Source organism: Leifsonia sp. TF02-11 (assembly GCF_017565305.1).
In the GTDB taxonomy this organism is placed as follows: Bacteria; Actinomycetota; Actinomycetes; order Actinomycetales; family Microbacteriaceae; genus Leifsonia.
The window spans coordinates 1-16,051 of sequence record NZ_JAGEKP010000019.1 but is presented as its reverse complement, the minus strand read 5'-3'; the positions used below and the strand labels follow the sequence as shown (position 1 = coordinate 16,051).

At 64.7% G+C, this 16,051-nt stretch carries 20 protein-coding genes; 16 read left to right on the top strand and 4 right to left on the bottom strand.

What is annotated here, in order from left to right:
- Positions 1-60 precede the first annotated feature (60 nt).
- From JNB50_RS19785 to JNB50_RS19725, 13 genes are all read left to right on the top strand, one after another.
- The gene (locus tag JNB50_RS19785) at positions 61-495 is read left to right on the top strand and encodes an Hsp20/alpha crystallin family protein (RefSeq protein WP_208041864.1); all 435 of its coding nucleotides are present in this window, start codon (positions 61-63) and stop codon (positions 493-495) included.
- A gap of 4 nt (positions 496-499) precedes the next feature.
- Positions 500-982, top strand: coding sequence for a general stress protein (locus JNB50_RS19780; protein ID WP_208041863.1), 483 nt, complete (start codon positions 500-502; stop codon positions 980-982).
- Positions 982-2,865, top strand: a complete 1,884-nt coding sequence (dnaK, locus tag JNB50_RS19775; RefSeq protein WP_208041862.1) for a molecular chaperone DnaK — start codon at positions 982-984, stop codon at positions 2,863-2,865. Before JNB50_RS19780 ends, dnaK begins: the two co-directional genes overlap by 1 nt.
- A gap of 8 nt (positions 2,866-2,873) precedes the next feature.
- The gene (locus JNB50_RS19770; protein WP_208041861.1) at positions 2,874-3,392 is read left to right on the top strand and encodes a nucleotide exchange factor GrpE; all 519 of its coding nucleotides are present in this window, start codon (positions 2,874-2,876) and stop codon (positions 3,390-3,392) included.
- 3 nt (positions 3,393-3,395) lie between these two features.
- Positions 3,396-4,292: a DnaJ C-terminal domain-containing protein gene (locus JNB50_RS19765; protein ID WP_208041860.1), complete on the top strand. Its 897-nt coding sequence runs from the start codon at positions 3,396-3,398 to the stop codon at positions 4,290-4,292.
- Positions 4,289-4,618, top strand: coding sequence for a chaperone modulator CbpM (locus JNB50_RS19760; RefSeq protein WP_208041859.1), 330 nt, complete (start codon positions 4,289-4,291; stop codon positions 4,616-4,618). Before JNB50_RS19765 ends, JNB50_RS19760 begins: the two co-directional genes overlap by 4 nt.
- Entirely contained in the window at positions 4,609-7,242 is a 2,634-nt protein-coding gene (gene clpB / locus JNB50_RS19755) for an ATP-dependent chaperone ClpB (protein ID WP_208041858.1), read from the top strand. The genes JNB50_RS19760 and clpB overlap by 10 nt, the downstream gene beginning before the upstream one ends.
- On the top strand, positions 7,239-7,700 hold the full coding sequence (gene trxA, locus JNB50_RS19750; RefSeq protein WP_208041857.1) for a thioredoxin: 462 nt from the start codon (positions 7,239-7,241) through the stop codon (positions 7,698-7,700). Before clpB ends, trxA begins: the two co-directional genes overlap by 4 nt.
- Positions 7,690-7,953 (top strand): UBP-type zinc finger domain-containing protein, encoded by a 264-nt coding sequence (locus JNB50_RS25595; protein WP_208041856.1) that lies wholly within the window; start codon positions 7,690-7,692, stop codon positions 7,951-7,953. The genes trxA and JNB50_RS25595 overlap by 11 nt, the downstream gene beginning before the upstream one ends.
- Positions 7,950-9,602, top strand: coding sequence for an FAD-dependent oxidoreductase (locus JNB50_RS19740; protein WP_307794809.1), 1,653 nt, complete (start codon positions 7,950-7,952; stop codon positions 9,600-9,602). The genes JNB50_RS25595 and JNB50_RS19740 overlap by 4 nt, the downstream gene beginning before the upstream one ends.
- A gap of 232 nt (positions 9,603-9,834) precedes the next feature.
- Complete coding sequence (gene murQ / locus JNB50_RS19735; protein WP_208041855.1) at positions 9,835-10,647, top strand: N-acetylmuramic acid 6-phosphate etherase; 813 nt, start codon at positions 9,835-9,837, stop codon at positions 10,645-10,647.
- Entirely contained in the window at positions 10,644-11,288 is a 645-nt protein-coding gene (locus tag JNB50_RS19730) for a GNAT family N-acetyltransferase (RefSeq protein WP_307794808.1), read from the top strand. The genes murQ and JNB50_RS19730 overlap by 4 nt, the downstream gene beginning before the upstream one ends.
- A gap of 79 nt (positions 11,289-11,367) precedes the next feature.
- The gene (locus tag JNB50_RS19725; RefSeq protein WP_208041854.1) at positions 11,368-11,868 is read left to right on the top strand and encodes a GNAT family N-acetyltransferase; all 501 of its coding nucleotides are present in this window, start codon (positions 11,368-11,370) and stop codon (positions 11,866-11,868) included.
- A 34-nt stretch (positions 11,869-11,902) separates the two neighbouring features.
- Here JNB50_RS19725 and JNB50_RS19720 read toward each other — a convergent pair whose 3' ends face one another.
- From JNB50_RS19720 to JNB50_RS19705, 4 genes are all read right to left on the bottom strand, one after another.
- Entirely contained in the window at positions 11,903-12,640 is a 738-nt protein-coding gene (locus JNB50_RS19720; RefSeq protein ID WP_208041853.1) for a glucose 1-dehydrogenase, read from the bottom strand.
- 97 nt (positions 12,641-12,737) lie between these two features.
- Positions 12,738-13,199 carry a carbohydrate ABC transporter permease gene (locus tag JNB50_RS19715; protein WP_208041852.1) on the bottom strand — a complete coding sequence of 154 codons (462 nt, stop codon included), beginning with the start codon at positions 13,197-13,199 and terminating at the stop codon, positions 12,738-12,740.
- Entirely contained in the window at positions 13,142-13,528 is a 387-nt protein-coding gene (locus JNB50_RS19710) for a hypothetical protein (RefSeq protein ID WP_208041851.1), read from the bottom strand. Before JNB50_RS19710 ends, JNB50_RS19715 begins: the two co-directional genes overlap by 58 nt.
- A gap of 6 nt (positions 13,529-13,534) precedes the next feature.
- On the bottom strand, positions 13,535-14,341 hold the full coding sequence (locus JNB50_RS19705; RefSeq protein WP_307794807.1) for a sugar ABC transporter permease: 807 nt from the start codon (positions 14,339-14,341) through the stop codon (positions 13,535-13,537).
- A 59-nt stretch (positions 14,342-14,400) separates the two neighbouring features.
- Here JNB50_RS19705 and JNB50_RS19700 point away from each other — a divergent pair, with 59 nt between their 5' ends.
- Genes JNB50_RS19700 through JNB50_RS19690 form a run of 3 tightly spaced genes read left to right on the top strand, consistent with a single transcriptional unit; the run spans position 14,401 to position 15,918 of the window.
- On the top strand, positions 14,401-14,796 hold the full coding sequence (locus JNB50_RS19700) for a hypothetical protein (RefSeq protein ID WP_208041866.1): 396 nt from the start codon (positions 14,401-14,403) through the stop codon (positions 14,794-14,796).
- Between the two features lie 16 nt (positions 14,797-14,812).
- Positions 14,813-15,199 (top strand): hypothetical protein, encoded by a 387-nt coding sequence (locus JNB50_RS19695; RefSeq protein ID WP_208041849.1) that lies wholly within the window; start codon positions 14,813-14,815, stop codon positions 15,197-15,199.
- A 14-nt stretch (positions 15,200-15,213) separates the two neighbouring features.
- Positions 15,214-15,918, top strand: a complete 705-nt coding sequence (locus JNB50_RS19690) for an RES domain-containing protein (protein WP_208041848.1) — start codon at positions 15,214-15,216, stop codon at positions 15,916-15,918.
- Positions 15,919-16,051: the final 133 nt, after the last annotated feature.

Sequence of the window (16,051 nt, the reverse complement as noted above, 5' to 3'; positions counted from 1 at the left end):
CCTCCAGTTCCTGTACCCGCGTTACCGCGCACAAGCGCGACAAACCAGCGAGGAGCGCGAATGACTCTGATGGGTTTTGAGGCATTTTCGGATGTCGATCGTGTCGTCAAGCACGCGATCGGCGGCGACCGGAGATACGGCATCCCGATCGAGGCGTACCGGCACGGGGATGAGTACACGGTCGTAGCGGACGTGCCAGGCGTAGCCGAGGAGGACATGGATGTTGATGTCGAGCGCAACGTGGTCACCATCCGCGTGACCCGCAAGGCCGCCCACCAGCTCGGCGACCAGGTGTACGTCGACGAGCGACCGCGTGGCGAGTTCGTGCGGCAGCTATATCTGGGAGAAAGCCTGGACAGTACTCGAGTGACCGCTGACCGCGGAGATGGCCTTCTCACCCTGCACATACCGGTTGATCCGGCGAGCAAGCCGCGGCGGGTTGAGATCGGTCACAACCCCAGAAACCTGTCACCGACCAATGAAGGGAAGCAGTGATTTTATGACGGACACCACCTCCCCTGCTGTAGGAACCGACAGCCGGGTCATCGCAGTGGTGGAGAGTTACCCGGAAGCAGAGGAGATCGTTCAGACTCTCGCCGACGGCGACTTCCCCATCGAAAAGACGCGCATCGTCGGAGAAGACTTGAAGATGGTTCAGCACGTCACTGGGCGGCTGCGCCTTGGGGGCGCGATTCTGCGTGGCGCCTGGGCTGGAGCCGTCGCTGGCCTTCTGATCGGTTGGCTGTTCGGGATGGCGAACTTCTGGATCCCGGTGATCGCCGGGCTGCTCGTCACCTTCTACGGCCTCATTGCCGGTGGGGTGATCGGCGCGGCCGTCGGCTGGGTCTACTACGCATTCACCCGACAGAACCGTTTTCTCCTGACGGTGTCGGCGCTGCAGCCCGGACGGTACGAGGTTCTGGTTGACTCCGACGTCGCAGATCAAGCATTCAGCATTCTGGCAAAGAAGGGAGCTCACTGATGGCAAAGGCAGTCGGCATCGACTTGGGAACCACGAACTCGGTCATCGCCGTGTGGGAGGCCGGTGAGGCGAAAGTCATCCCCAACACTGAAGGCGCTCGCACCACCCCGAGCGTGGTCGGCTTCACCGACAACGGTGAACGCCTCGTCGGCCAGCTCGCGCGCAGGCAGGCAATTCTGAACCCCAAGGGGACGATCTCGTCGGCCAAGCGGTTCATCGGCCGTTCCTACGACGAGATCGCCGAGGAGGCCAAAGCAGTCGGATTCGATGTCGTGCCTGGTCCAAACGGCGAAGCCCGGTTCGACGTCCGCGGCAAGCTGTACGCACCGGAGGAGATCAGCGCACTGGTCCTGCGCAAGCTGGTGGATGACGCTTCGAAGTTCCTCGGCGAACGAGTCACCGAGGCGGTCATCACCGTGCCTGCTTACTTCAACGACGCTCAGCGCACTGCTACCAAGGACGCAGGAAAGATCGCCGGGCTTGACGTGCTGCGCATCGTGAACGAGCCGACGGCGGCCGCGCTCGCGTACGGCATGGACAAGAAGGACCACGAGACTGTTTTGGTCTTCGACCTTGGTGGTGGCACCTTCGACGTTTCGCTGCTGGATGTCGGCGACGGGGTGGTCGAGGTGCGGGCGACTGCTGGCGACACGCACCTTGGCGGTGACGACTTCGACCGCCGCCTGGTGGACTACCTCGCCGACGCCTTCGAGAAGGAGAACGGCATCGACCTGCGCAAGGACCCGCAGGCGTTGCAGCGGCTGTTCGAAGCGGCCGAGAAGGCGAAGGTGGAACTGAGCACGGTGAGCCAGGCGCAGGTAAGTCTGCCGTTCATCACCGCGGACGCGTCAGGGCCGAAGCACCTCACCACCACCATCACACGTGCGGTGTTCGACAACATCACCCACGACCTGGTCGAACGCTGCCTCGGACCGGTTCGGCAGGCAATGGCGGACGCGAAAGTGAGTGAGGCGGACATCGATGAGGTCATCCTGGTTGGTGGCTCGACGCGTATTCCGGCGGTTCAAGATCTGGTTCGTCGGCTGACCGGCGGCAAGGACCCGAACATGACCGTCAACCCAGACGAGGTTGTCGCCGTCGGAGCAGCAATCCAGGCCGGCGTCTTGAAGGGAGAGGTGGAGGACGTCCTTCTGCTGGATGTGACGCCGCTCTCGCTGGGCGTTGAGACGCGGGGTGGCGTGATGACGAAGATCATCGAGCGCAACACGACCATCCCGGTTCGTCGTTCTGAAGTGTTCTCCACCGCAGCGGACAATCAGGACTCTGTCGAGATCGTGGTTCTGCAAGGCGAGCGCGAACTGGCCGCCGACAACCGCGTCCTCGGTCGGTTCCAGCTGACCGGGATCCGGCCAGCGCTCCGCGGTGAACCTCAGATCGAAGTCACATTCGACATCGACGCGAACGGCATCCTGCACGTCACCGCGCGCGATAAGGACACCGGCTCCGAGCAGTCGATCGAAATCTCCGGCACCTCCACCCTCGATCAGGGCGAGATCGACCGGATGGTGCGCGAGGCTGAAAACAACCGCGCGGAGGATGCGCGCCTTCGTGAGGATGTCGACGCCCGCAACGAGCTCGATGCTTCCGCCTACCGTGTCGAGCGGCTGCTGTCGGAAAAGGGAGACGCAGTGCCGCAGCATGAGCGGGCGCGCGCTGAGCTGCTGATCGGGCAGGCACGTGAGGCCGGCGAGAACAAGGTGGGGGCCACGGAAGCCCGGCAGCTGAGCGGCGAACTGCAGCAGGTCGCGCAGTCCCTGTCTCTTGCCCAAGCGGCGGCCACCTCAGGCGGCGATAGTGCAGCGACGGCGGAGAGCGATTCCGACAGCGACGACGTGGTCGACGCTGAGTTCGATCGGCAGTGAGGCTCGAGATGAACGAGAATCCCACGGATCCCGTCGTGGAGAGCAGCTCTCCGCCCACAGAACCCATCCCAGTCCAACCGGAGGTGGATGAACGCGACGCCAAGATCACCGAGCTCGAGGACCGGTGGCGCCGGTCGGCTGCTGATCTGGACAACGCCCGCAAGCGGTTCGCGAAAGAGTCCGCGATGGTGCGTGATGGAGAACAGTCTCGCGCCGCCGGTGTCTTCCTTCCGGTGATTGACGGGTTGGACGACGCCCTCGTCTTTGCGAACGAAGTGGCCGACCCGCTCACGGATGGCATTAGGGCGATCCGTGACCAGGCGATTGCAGCAATGCTTCGCCTGGGCTTCCCGCGAATCGATGCCACCGGTGTCCCTTTTGACCCGGCCCTGCACGAGGCAGCGTCTGTTGTCCCTTCGGAGGATGTGCCGCCACGAACCGTGGTGTCGATCATCCGTGCCGGATACGGGCTCCCCGACCGGCTACTTCGTCCCGCAACTGTGGTCGTTTCCTCCGCTGAAGGGTGAGCGATGGCAGACGATTACTACCAATTGCTCGGGGTCGCCCGCGACGCCGACCAGAAAAGTATCCATAAGGCGTATCGTGCGCTGGCCCGCAAGTTCCACCCGGACATCAATAAGGATGCGGGAGCGGAGGAGCGCTTCAAGAAGATCAGCGAGGCATATCATGTGCTCTCTGACCCGGAGACACGCAGCCAGTACGACCGGTTCGGCGCTGACTTCCGCCAATACGCCGGGGCAGGCGCTGCTCCGCCCCATTCCCGTGGGCGCGGCCCAAGCGCGTATACCTGGACGAGTTCTGGCGGCAGTCCAGACGGCGGCAGCTTCGATTGGGACAGCCTGTTCGGCGACATGTTCCGCAACATGCGAGGTTCTGATCACACCGCCGAGTTCGAGCTCACCGTAGAGGACGCGTACCGCGGCGGCTCACGCACTATCCAGCTTGCGTCTCCAGACGGATCGGTACACAGCTATCAGGTGGACATCCCTCCTGGTGTGCTCGATGGCGAAACGATCATGATCAGTGGCGCAGGGGGCGCCGGCCGGGGCGAGGGCTCATCGGGAGACCTCGTCCTGACCGTGCGCCTTCGCCCGGATAAGCGGTTCCGGGTGACCGGGGCGGACATCGAGGTGGACCTTCCGGTCACCCCCTGGGAGGCGGCGCTCGGCGCGCAAGTACCGGCGGTCACCCCTGGAGGGAAGGTCAACGTTCGGGTGCCCGCCGGCTCATCCAGCGGCCGCCGTCTCCGCCTCCGCGGACAAGGCATGCGACGACATGGTGGCCGGCCTGGCGACCTCTACGCGCGTGTGAAAATCGTCGTCCCGAAGCATCTGTCCGACGCAGAACGCTCCCTTTACGAGCAGCTACGAGCCGCGTCCACATTCGACCCGAGGGCAGCAGCATGAGTTCACCACACCTGCCGATGATTCCGCCGAGGCTGAGCCTGGACGCCCTCGCCTCCGTCACCGGGGTGCACCCGGATCTGCTTCGCCGGTTCGTGGAACTCGGCATCATCACACCGATTTCCGACATGCGTGGCCGACAGTGGTTCACACCCGACGCAGTCGGCACCGTCCAGCGAGCGGTACGTCTGCGGACCGGTCTTGGACTCTCGTACAGCGCTGTCGTCATCGTTGGGGAACTGCTCGACCGGATTGACCTACTCGAGAATCGCCGCTCCGTGCCCCCGCGGCACTCCGACCTGTGGAGGAAGGACACATCATGGATTTGAACTTCTTGACTGAAAAGTCCAAGCAAGCTCTCTCCGAGGCGCAGGAGCTCGCGTCCCGAGGCCAGCAGTGGGAGGTGCAGGACGCACACCTGCTCCTCGCGCTGCTGACGCAAGAAGGGGGACTGGTTCCCCGCATTCTGGAACACGCTGGCTTATCGGTTGAGGAGCTGATTGACGCCTCACGCCAAGCGGTCGAGAAGCTGCCAAGGGTGACCGGATCCGCTCGTCCCGGCCCGAACCAGGTAGCGTTGAGCAGGGAGCTCTCGGCCACTCTGGATCGTGCAGAACGTGAAGCCAAGCGGTTGAAGGACTCGTATGTCTCGGTCGAGCACCTAGTTCTAGCTTTGGCCGATGACCCCACCGGCCGCGGCGTCGGCCGACTCCTCGGCGATCACGGAGTCACGCGAGAGTCCTTCGTGTCTGCACTTACCGCGGTTCGAGGTAACCAGCGGGTGACCTCGGCAACTCCGGAGCAGACTTACGAGGCGTTGGAGAAGTACGGACGCGACTTGGTCGCCGACGCTCGAAACGGCCGCCTGGACCCGGTGATTGGACGCGACGCCGAAATCCGTCGAGTCATCCAAATCCTTTCGCGCAAGACCAAGAACAACCCGGTTCTCATCGGCGAACCCGGAGTGGGCAAGACCGCCATTGTGGAGGGGCTGGCGCAGCGCATTGTCAGCGCCGATGTACCTGAGGGCTTGCGAGACAAGACTGTCTTCCAGCTTGACCTCGCCGCACTTGTCGCCGGGGCGAAGTATCGCGGCGAGTTCGAGGAACGGATGAAGGCGGTGCTGGCTGAGGTCACCGCGTCGCAGGGCCGCATCCTGCTTTTCATCGACGAACTCCACACGCTCGTCGGAGCAGGCGCAACCGAAGGCGCTATGGACGCCGGCAACATGCTCAAACCGATGCTCGCACGCGGCGAACTCCACCTGATAGGCGCTACGACTCTGGATGAGTATCGCAAGCACATCGAGCAGGACGCGGCTCTCGAACGACGATTCCAAACCGTTCTGGTCGATGAGCCGACAGTCGAAGACGCGATCAGCATCCTGCGCGGCCTTCGCGAGCGTTTGGAGGTGTTCCACGGCGTTCGAATCCAGGACAACGCGATGGTCGCAGCCGCCACATTGTCGCATCGGTACATCACGGACCGGTTCCTGCCGGACAAAGCGATCGACCTGGTCGATGAGGCGTGCGCTCGCCTGCGCACCGAAATCGACTCGATGCCTGCGGAACTGGACGAACTCACCCGACGCGTGACGCGGTTGGAGATCGAAGAGGCAGCGCTGGCGAAGGAGACGGACACCGCCAGCAAGCAGCGCTTGGATGAGCTGCGGCGAGAACTCGCCGACCTGAAGGCCGACGCCGACGCGAAGCGCGCGCAGTGGGAGGCGGAGCGGCAAGCCATCCGTAAAGTGCAGGAACTGCGGAGCGAGCTGGAGCAAGTGCGCCGTGATGCTGACGAGGCTGAACGCAACTATGACCTGAATCGCGCTGCAGAACTGCGCTACGGCAAACTCGCCGATCTTGAACGGCGGCTCGCTGCCGAAGAGGAGCGGCTCTCCGAGAAACAGGGGAAGAACCGACTCCTCCGGGAGGAGGTCACTGAGGAAGAGATCAGCGAGATCGTCGCCGCCTGGACCGGGATTCCCGTGGCCCGGCTCCAGGAAGGTGAACGGCAGAAGGTTCTTCGCCTGGACGAAATCTTGCGGGAGCGGGTGGTCGGCCAGGACGAAGCGATCCAGGTTGTCACCGACGCCATCATTCGAGCACGCTCCGGTATCCGCGATCCGCGCCGTCCGATCGGCTCGTTCATCTTCCTGGGCCCAACGGGTGTCGGTAAGACGGAACTTGCCAAGGCGCTTGCGAACGCACTTTTCGACAGCGACAACGCCATGATCCGCCTGGATATGAGCGAGTATCAGGAGCGGCACACGGTCAGCCGTCTCGTGGGCGCCCCTCCCGGGTATGTCGGTTACGACGAAGGCGGGCAGCTGACTGAGGCCGTCCGCCGGCGACCCTACAGCGTTGTCCTCTTCGATGAGATTGAGAAAGCGCACCCTGACGTGTTCAACACGCTGCTGCAGGTTCTCGACGACGGCCGGATCACGGACAGCCAGGGCCGTACCGTCGACTTCCGCAACACGATCGTCATCATGACATCGAACATCGGTGCTCAACGCCTGCTGGAGACCGGCGGCGCCGGCACCATTCCGGACGACGTGCGCACGGACGTCCTGGGTGAGCTCCGCGGCCGGTTCCGTCCTGAGTTCCTCAACCGAGTCGATGACATCGTCGTGTTCGCACCCCTAGGAGTTGATCAGATCGAGGCGATCGTCGAACTTCTCATCGCCGACCTGCGACACCGTCTCGCCGAGCGCCAGATCTCTCTCGAGCTCACCCCGGAGGCCCGCCGCCTGATCGCTGAACGAGGCTATGACCCGCTCTACGGAGCACGACCGCTGCGGCGCTACCTCTCCCATGACATCGAGACGCGGATCGGCCGTGCGCTCCTTTCCGGCGACATCGGCGAGGGCGCCATCATCCGTATCGCTGTCACCGGAGGAGACCTAGACGTCTCGATCGAGCCGGGCGAAGTCGAACAGGAGGCAGCATGACTTCCACCGCGGAGATCCGTACGTGCCCACACTGCGGGAAGAAGAACCGCGTCCCCGCCGCTGCGCCTGGCACACCCCGATGCGGGAACTGCCATGAACCACTGCCGTGGATCGCAAACGCGACCGACGAGACGTTCAACGAGATCGCAGAACAGGCGACCATTCCAGTCGTCGTCGACTTCTGGGCGACCTGGTGCGGGCCATGCCGGATGATCAGTCCCGAGCTTGAAAAGCTCGCTGCAGAACGCGCCGGGAAAGTGAAACTGGTAAAGGTAGACGTGGACCGCTCCCCAGCCCTCGCCGCACGTTTCACCATCAAAGCCGTTCCCACCCTCATGGTCTTAGACAAGGGCAAGATCATCGCCCAGAAAGCGGGGGCTGCGCCGATCCACGTATTACGGCAATGGTTCGACGAAGCTATCTCGAAGCGGCAGTCGGAGGCCCACGATGGTCGGTGATGACCCTCATCTGGTATTCATTCACCCGGGCGTACGCCCGCGTACCCCCGGCGTGTGCGAAGACTGCGTTCGCGCAGGCACCACCTGGATGCACCTGCGGGTATGCCTGACATGCGGAAAAGTCGGCTGCTGCGATTCGTCCCCGATGCGTCACGCTCGAGCGCACGCGCATGTCGCCGGCCACCCGATCGTGCAGTCGCTTGAGCCAGGCGAGTGGTGGCGTTGGTGCTACATCGATGAGGACTACGCGTGACCTCTTCGGAGATCACCGAAACTCCCGACACCGTCGGCGCCTATCCCCGGCTCACGCCGGCCCAGATCAGTTGGCTCGCTGCCTCGGGGGAGCGCATGCGCGTCAGCCGAGGACAGGTTCTTACTCGAGCTGGCGAGGATCCGCACTGGTTCTTCGCCGTGGTCAACGGCTGCATCCTCGTCACCGATGACACCCAACCGGAGCGCACCGAGGTCCACGGCGCAGGCCGCTTCACCGGCGACATCGGCCTGCTCGAGGGTCAGCCGTCATTCGTGAACGTGATCGCCCTCACCGACGGCGAAGTCATCAGACTGCCAGCCGCCACCCTGGGTCGCCTCGTCGGCAGACACAGCACACTAGGCGAGACGATCCTCCGTGCGTACCTGATCCGCCGCTCACTCGCCATCGGAGTAGGCAGCGGTCTGCGGATAATCGGTTCGCGCTTCGACCCGGACTCTCGCAAGCTGGTGGAGTTCGTCACCCGGAACCGCATCCCGCACCGATTCCTGGATCTCGACGAGGACGACGTGGCGGAACGAACCGTTGAACGTCTCGGGCTCACACCAGATGAGGTACCCATCGTCATCGTCGCGGGGCGGCGTGTGCTTCACGCGCCGACGATTCGCGAACTGGCGCGGGTCCTGGGCTTACGCTCAACGACATCAGAACCCGAATACGACGTCGCGATCATCGGAGCCGGGCCCGCTGGTCTCGCAGCGTCGATCTACGCATCTTCGGACGGGCTGAAGACGGTGCTGTGCGATGCGTGGGCCACCGGCGGTCAGGCGGGGCGCACGTCCCGAATCGAGAATTACCTCGGCTTTCCCAGCGGTATCGGCGGTGCTGAGCTAGCCGACCTCGCAACAGTGCAGGCCCAGAAGTTCGGCACAACGATTCTCGTTCCCGCGCTAGCGAACAGCATCAGCTGGGACGATCCCGGCTTCATCGAGATCGGCTTCGAAGACGGCTCCCCGGTCCGGTCCCGGAGCGTGATCCTCGCACCAGGGGTGCGTTATGACCGCCTCGCCGCCTTGGCGCCGTATGAAACCTCCTCCGTGTTCTATGCGGCCACTCCAGTCGAAGCCCACATCTGCGGCAATGAGGAGGTCGCCGTCGTCGGCGGAGGGAACTCAGCGGGTCAAGCCGCCCTGTTCCTCGCGAGAACCTCCACAAACGTCCACCTGGTCATCCGACACGAAGACCTCAGTGAGAGCATGTCGCGTTACCTCATCGCCCAGGTCGAAGAGAATCCCCGCATCACCATCCACCGCAACAGCGAAATCGTCGACGCGACCGGCGATCGTGCTCTACGGACCATTGAGATAGCCAACCGGGTCTCTGGCGAAGCACAGACCGTGCCCGTCCGATTCGTCTTCGTCTTCATCGGAGCACGGCCGGCAACCGCGTGGCTTCCGCCGGACCTTCTGCTTGACAGCCAGGGTTACATCCTCACCGGCGCGGATCTTCCGGTGAGCGACGATCGCCGAGCGCTGCGGCCTCCCCTACCGTTGGAGACCTCCAGACCGGACGTCTTCGCAATTGGAGATGTGCGAAGCGGCAGCGCGAAGCGCATGTCGGCCGCGATCGGGGAAGGTGCCAGCGTGGTGCCGATGCTGTTCAGTGCGATTGCGCAGCAGGCGGCACGATGAAGAAGAGCAGCGGCCAGTGTCTGGTGACCCGATTGGGCAGACGTTGCTGGCAGCGGGACGGCCTCGGGAGAGGAATCGAGGTGAATGTATCGGCTCGGAATCAAATTCGCGTTCACACGCCCACGTGTCCGTAAGCCGGTCGATAAACGGGACACCCGCGCCGGCCTCACCCCGGCGTGCCGGGTCGCGTAGTTCGGTGTGCGGGCGATTCCCGTAAGACCCGCCCCCAAAAATGCCCGGTGATGGTGCCCTAAACGCTACAGTCCGATCATGCTCATCGGTTACGCCCGCGTCTCGACCAACGCCCGACGACATCGCTGCCCGGATGCGCGAGGGTGGACGGCTCATCTATGTCGGCGCCGGCACGGCAGGGCGGCTGGGAGTCCTCGACGCGAGCGAGTGCCCTCCGACGTTCGACATCGACCCGTCGCGCGTGGTCGGGGTGATCGCCGGAGGCGACACCGCCATCCGCACCGCCGTGGAAGACGCGGAAGACGACCGCGAGGGCGGCGCCGACGCCATGGCAGCCATCGAGGTGACGGCACGGGACTCGGTCGTGGGACTCTCCGCCTCCGGTCGCACGCCGTTCGTCTCGGGTGCGCTCGGGTTCGCCCGGGCGGCGGGAGCCTTGACCGTCGCGGTCGCGTGCAACCAGGACTCGGTGATCGGGCGCGGTGCCGATCATGCGATCGAGGTCGTGGTCGGGCCCGAGTTCATCGCGGGGTCGACACGTCTGAAGGCGGGGACAGCCCAGAAGCTGATCGTCAACATGATCTCGACGGTCACCATGGTGCGGCTCGGCAAGACCTACGGCAACATCATGGTCGACCTCCGCGCGACGAACGAGAAGCTGCGCGCCCGGGCCGAGCGCATCGTCATGCTCATCGCCGGGTGCACCGCCGACGAGGCAGGCGCGGCGCTCGAGGGCGCCGGCGGGTCGGTCCAGGCCGCCGTGCTCATGCTGCTCCGCGGCCTGAGCGCCGAAGAGGCTGCAGAGCTGGTGGCGACGAGCGACAGCCTCCGCTCCGCGCTCGCACGGGCGTGAACACCGCCCGGATCTCGCTGCGTCCGTACGCCGCGGGCGACGATATCGCGCTGCGCGACGTCTGTCTCCGCACCGGCGATGCCGGAGGGGACGCCACCGGGCTCTACCCCGACGACGAGCTCCTCGCCGACATCTTCCTGATGCCGTACCTCCGTTTCGAGCCGGAGCTGGCGAGCGTCCTGATCAGCGACGACCGACCCGTCGGATATCTCGTGGCGACCGCCGACAGTGTGCGGTTCGCCGAGCGCTACCGCCGCGAGTGGCTGCCCTGGTTCGCCGAACGGCACCCTCGGCCGGAGCGGTCGGACGGGCTGAAGCCGGAGCGGTCGGACTCCGCCCTGGAGCGGGTCCTGGAGCTCGGGCACGCCCCGGAGCATGCGATCGGCCCCGACCAGGAGGCCTTCCCCGCCCACCTGCACATCGACCTCTTGCCCGCAGCGCAGGGGCGGGGCTGGGGTCGGGTGCTCATCCGTCGGCTGCTCGGGCAGCTGCGCGCAGTCGGAGTGCCCGGCGTCCAGCTCGGGGTCGGGGAGCGCAACCGAAACGCCCAGGCGTTCTACCGGCGGCTGGGCTTCCACCCGCTGCCCTCGACGCCTGACGACCCGTACCGCCTCGGAATGGCGACGGACGCCGACGTCTGAGCCACGGACGGCGGCAGCCCTCCGTGGCGGATCCCGCTGAGCGTAGGCTGAAAGCGCGGTGATGGCGGATGGAGGAACCGTGGAGCGACAAGCAGACCTCGAAGACGTGCAGAGCTACGTCGATATCAAGCGGGCCGCAGCCGGCCTCTATCGTGACCTCGGGATGTCGTTCGAGGTGGACGAAGAACGGGCTGCCCGGGACTGGTCCGAGCATGTGCAGCGGTCGTCCGCCTGGGTCTGGGAAGAGGATGGCCGGGTTGCTGCCTACCTGGTCCTGCGACGACTGAGCGAGTCGATGCACATCGATCAGGTCACTGTGCACCCGGACTTCGCAGGCAGGCGCATCGGTGCGAAGCTCATCGAGGTGGCGAACGACCAGGCGCTCCTTCTCGGTGAGAAGCAGCTGTCCCTCACGACGTTCGAGACGGTGCCCTGGAACGCGCCGTACTACGTTCGCCTCGGGTTCACGACCGTACCCGGACAACAACTGAGTCCCGAGATGTCGAGGATCCTCGACGAGGAGTCGAAAAACAGCCCGGCCGGCTGGAAGCGCGTCGTGATGACGCGACGGGCCGGCTGACTCGTTGCCGTCCGGATGCGGTCGTGAACGCGGATCAGGCTCCGTGGGGGATGTGGGAGGTCAGCCCGCCGTCGATGACGAACTCGGAACCGGTCGAGTAGGACGACTCGTCGCTCGCGAGGAACAGGACGAGCTGCGAGACCTCCTCCGGCTTGGCAGCGCGGCCGAGCGGGATCTGAAGCTGTTTGGCGTCGATTCCGGTGGTCATGGGGGTCTCGATCAGCCCGGGGTGGATGGAGTTGACCCGGATCCCGGCTGCCGCCAGTTCGACCGCAGCGGACTTCGTGAGCCCACGCACGCCGAACTTCGCCGCGACATAGCCGTGCAACCCGGGGCTGCCCTGGAGTCCCTCCACCGACGAGACGTTGACGATGCTGCTGCGTCCGGACCGGGCGAGCGCCGGAACCGCTGCGCGCATGCCGTAGAAGACGCCGCTGAGGTTGATGGCGATGATCTTCGACCACATGTCGTCCGTGAAGTCGGTGAGCGCCGCTCCGTTGGCGATGCCGGCGTTGTTGACCAGGATGTCGAGGGATCCGAACGTGTCGGTGGCGTGTGCGACCGCCTTGTCCCATTCTTCCGGCTTGGTCACGTCCAGGTGCACGAAGGTCGCCTTCGGGCCGAGCTCTTCTGCGAGAGCGGCGCCTTCCTCGTCCAGCAGGTCGGCGATCACGACCGCCGCGCCCTCCTTCGCCAGCAATCGGGAGTGCGAAGCTCCCATGCCGCGCGCCCCGCCCGATACCAGTGCAACCTTGCCATCAACACGTCCCACGACTGCTCCTTCTTTCTTTCGGTGACGATAGCCAGTCTTCCCGGTCGACACGGACAGGGCCGGGACCTTGGTCCCGGTGTCGGCGGCGCGGCGTTGCCTACTTGATCGCGCCGGCGGAGAGACCTTTCTCGAAGAACTTCTGGAGGGCGAGGTAGGCGACCACGATGGGCAGGCTGATCAGGACGAGAGCGGCGAAGATCTTGGGCTGGTCGGAGCCGTATGTACTGGTGAAGTAGAGCGGGATGGTCGTGACGGTGCCGAGGTTGGGGTCGGGCAGGAAGAGCAGCGGAAGGAAGAACTCGTTCCAGGACTGCAGGAACGCCCAGACGATCAGGACCGCGGTGATGGGCTTGGCCAGCGGGAGGAAGACGCGGATGAGGACGCCGAAGCTGTTGCATCCGTCGATCCGTGCGGCCTCCAGGACCTCGTCGGGGATGGCGATGAGGTAGTTGCGGGTCAGCAGCAGGGTGAAGGGAATGATCGTGGTCGCCAGCGGGATGATCACGGCCAGGTAGTTGTTGAACAGCTCGAAGGTGGAGACGAAAATGAACAGCGGCACGATGAGGGCGATGGTCGGAAGGACCAGGCCGACAAGGATGGCGTTGAGATCACGGTCTTGCCCGCGAAGCGCATCTTGCTCAGCGCGTATCCGGCGAGCATGGTGCACACATACACCAGGATGATGACCCCGGCGGCGATGACGGCGCTGTTGAACAGCGACTGCAGCAGCGGGGTCTTGGTGAGTACGGCGAGGTAGTTGTCCACGAAGCCGGCACCGTCGAAGGTCTTGGCGATGATCGCGATCAGCGGCAGGGCGAACGGGATGATGATCAGGGTGACGATCACCTGGGTGGTGATGCGGGATGCGAGTGTGGGTCGGCCGAACATACGGGGTTACTCCTCGCCGAATCGGTAGAGGCGGATCTGGATGCTGGTGAGGATGAGGGCGAGCACCAGCAGCACGATGGACAGGGCGGCGGAGTAACCGGCGTGGTACTGCTCGATGGCCTGCTTGTAGATGTAGGTGGTCAAGAACTCGGTGCTGCGGCCGGGGCCGCCACCTGTTGTCAGGTAGACGATGTCGAACGTCTTCAGCGCACCGATGCAGCCGGTGAGAGCCAGGGTGGCGTGGGTTCCCTTGAGCTGCGGGAGGAGGATGCGGCGGAAGATCTGGAAGCTGCCGGCACCGTCGATGGAGGCGGCTTCGAACACGTTGGTGTCGATCTGAGAGATCGCGGCCTGATAGAGCAGGAAACTGAACCCGGTCCACTGCCAGATGTTGATCGCAGCCAGCGAGTAGAGGGCGATATTGGGGTCGGCAAGCCATGCGGTGTTCGCCCCGGAAAGCCCCAGATGCCGCAGCAGCTGGTTGAAGTCCCCGTCCGGGGCCAGGATCTCCCGGAACGCGGTGGCGACCACTGCTGGGGCGAGGACGACGGGGACGAAGAGCAGCACCTTGTAGACGGGACGTGCGAACACGGAACGGCCACTGAGCAGGGTGGCCATGATAAGGCCCAGGATCATCTGGGCAGCAATGGCGATGACACCGAAGATGGCGACATGGCCCAGTGACGCCCAGAAAACGGGATCGACGGCGATCTTCAGGTAGTTCTCGACGCCGACCTGCTTCTGGTCGGCATCGATGCCGTTCCAATCCAGGGTGCCGACCCAGCCGGTGTACCCGATGCCGACATAGATCACGCCGACGATCAGGATCAGCGCGGGCAGGAGGTACAGCCAGGGGACATAGTTCTTCTGAGATCAGCTCCCCTGGACTTGCGACGACCGTCCAGGACCGAGGGCGATTCGGCTACTACCGCTTCGGTATTCCCCAAGGCGGTGCCATGGACCAGTACGCTGCCGCACTTGCAAACCGGTTGGTAGGAAACACGACGCACGAGGCGGTGCTCGAGTGCACCTATCTCGGCCCCAAGTTCACGGTCGACGTCGACACTGTCATCGCGTGCACCGGCGCTCCGGTCGAGGTTCAGGTCAACGGCAAGCCGTTCCCGAACAACACCCGTATCGAGCTTGTAGCGGGGGATGAGGTCTCGTTCGGTTTCTTGCCGCCCGTAGGCAGTCCGGGCGGCCGTTCAGTGATGGTTTTTTGGGTGGTATTGGCGCTGGGATTCATATCTGGATTCGGGAGGGTATAAGCGGTAGCATGGCGGCATGAGCACAACACTGGCCACCACAGAGTTGAAGGCGTACAACGACTCGATCAAGCACACCGTGCCGCAGATCGTCGACGAGCTGCGCCGCGCGCTCGGCGCGAAGCTGGTCGCCTACATCAGTGGAGTCTCCGAGACGCGCACTGTTCGTGAATGGGTGGAGACCGACCGCCGGCCGCAGCCTGACGCTGTCGATCGACTTCGTCTGACGCATCGCATCGTCACGTTGATCGGCCAGAGCGAAGGCGAGGCGGTTGTGCCGACCTGGTTCCAGGGCATGAACCCGCACCTGGGTGACCGTTCACCCGCGCGCGTGCTCCACGAGGACCCGTTCGATGAGGCCGGACCGCGCGTCCTGGCGGCGGCGAACGCCTTCGTCGGCGCCTGATAATGCCGGGGCCTGTGATCTCGGTCGTCGACGCGGCCGGGCGCACCGTGTGGCGCGTCGGCCGCGCCCCTGACCCGTGGGCCTGGATCGACCGCCAGTATGCCGGCCACCAGCGCTGGGACGACGCAGGCGGCATCTTCCGAACGGTCTACGCGGGCGACTCGCTCTACAGCTGCTTCGTCGAGGTCCTCGCGTACTCACGGCCCGACATCGAGCCCGACGGGTCCGACCTGCTCGCGGGCATCGTGGAAGATCCCGAAGACGCCGCAGTGTTCCCCACCCGCGCCGCGGGCTCCATCCCACGCGACTGGATCGGCGGCCGCATGGTCACAACCGCCCGCCTCACCGGCCCCTACGCCGACGTGCGCACCTCCGACACCATCGCAGCGCTCCGCCCAGGGTTCCTCCGACTCGCTCTGCAGCTCGGCTACCCCGACTTCGACGCGGCCGCATTGAAGAGTGCTGACCCGCGCGAACTCACGCAACGGGTCGCTAGCTTCCTCTACGCCCTTACGGATGACCAGGGAGGAACCGTCGTGGACGGGGTACGTTTCGGATCGCGTCATGGTGACGAGTTGAGCATGTGGGCCATCTTCGAACGCCCCGGCGACGAGCCCGCCAGCCACCACCTCATGCAGACGACGGCTCACCTGGTCGACGTTGACGATCCCGACCTCCACCGAGCAATGATCCTTCATCGGCTCAGCTGGCGCGACTAGGGCGTGTGGATCAAGTCTGATTTGATCCAGATCAGTGTGGCGGCGAGGGTGATCGCGGCGTTGTAGTGGCGGGCGGTCTTGTCGGAGCGCATCGCGATGCCGCGCCATTGCTTGAGCTGGTTGAAGCAGCGTT

Coding starts and splice junctions, on each gene's coding strand:
- murQ (WP_208041855.1), top strand. CDS start 9,835: ATGCCCGGTGATGGTGCCCTAAACGCTACAGTCCGATCATGCTCATCG.
- JNB50_RS19760 (WP_208041859.1), top strand. CDS start 4,289: ATGAGTTCACCACACCTGCCGATGATTCCGCCGAGGCTGAGCCTGGAC.
- JNB50_RS19695 (WP_208041849.1), top strand. CDS start 14,813: ATGAGCACAACACTGGCCACCACAGAGTTGAAGGCGTACAACGACTCG.
- JNB50_RS19765 (WP_208041860.1), top strand. CDS start 3,396: ATGGCAGACGATTACTACCAATTGCTCGGGGTCGCCCGCGACGCCGAC.
- JNB50_RS19785 (WP_208041864.1), top strand. CDS start 61: ATGACTCTGATGGGTTTTGAGGCATTTTCGGATGTCGATCGTGTCGTC.
- JNB50_RS25595 (WP_208041856.1), top strand. CDS start 7,690: ATGGTCGGTGATGACCCTCATCTGGTATTCATTCACCCGGGCGTACGC.
- clpB (WP_208041858.1), top strand. CDS start 4,609: ATGGATTTGAACTTCTTGACTGAAAAGTCCAAGCAAGCTCTCTCCGAG.
- trxA (WP_208041857.1), top strand. CDS start 7,239: ATGACTTCCACCGCGGAGATCCGTACGTGCCCACACTGCGGGAAGAAG.
- JNB50_RS19770 (WP_208041861.1), top strand. CDS start 2,874: ATGAACGAGAATCCCACGGATCCCGTCGTGGAGAGCAGCTCTCCGCCC.
- JNB50_RS19710 (WP_208041851.1), bottom strand. CDS start 13,528: ATGTTCGGCCGACCCACACTCGCATCCCGCATCACCACCCAGGTGATC.
- JNB50_RS19780 (WP_208041863.1), top strand. CDS start 500: ATGACGGACACCACCTCCCCTGCTGTAGGAACCGACAGCCGGGTCATC.
- dnaK (WP_208041862.1), top strand. CDS start 982: ATGGCAAAGGCAGTCGGCATCGACTTGGGAACCACGAACTCGGTCATC.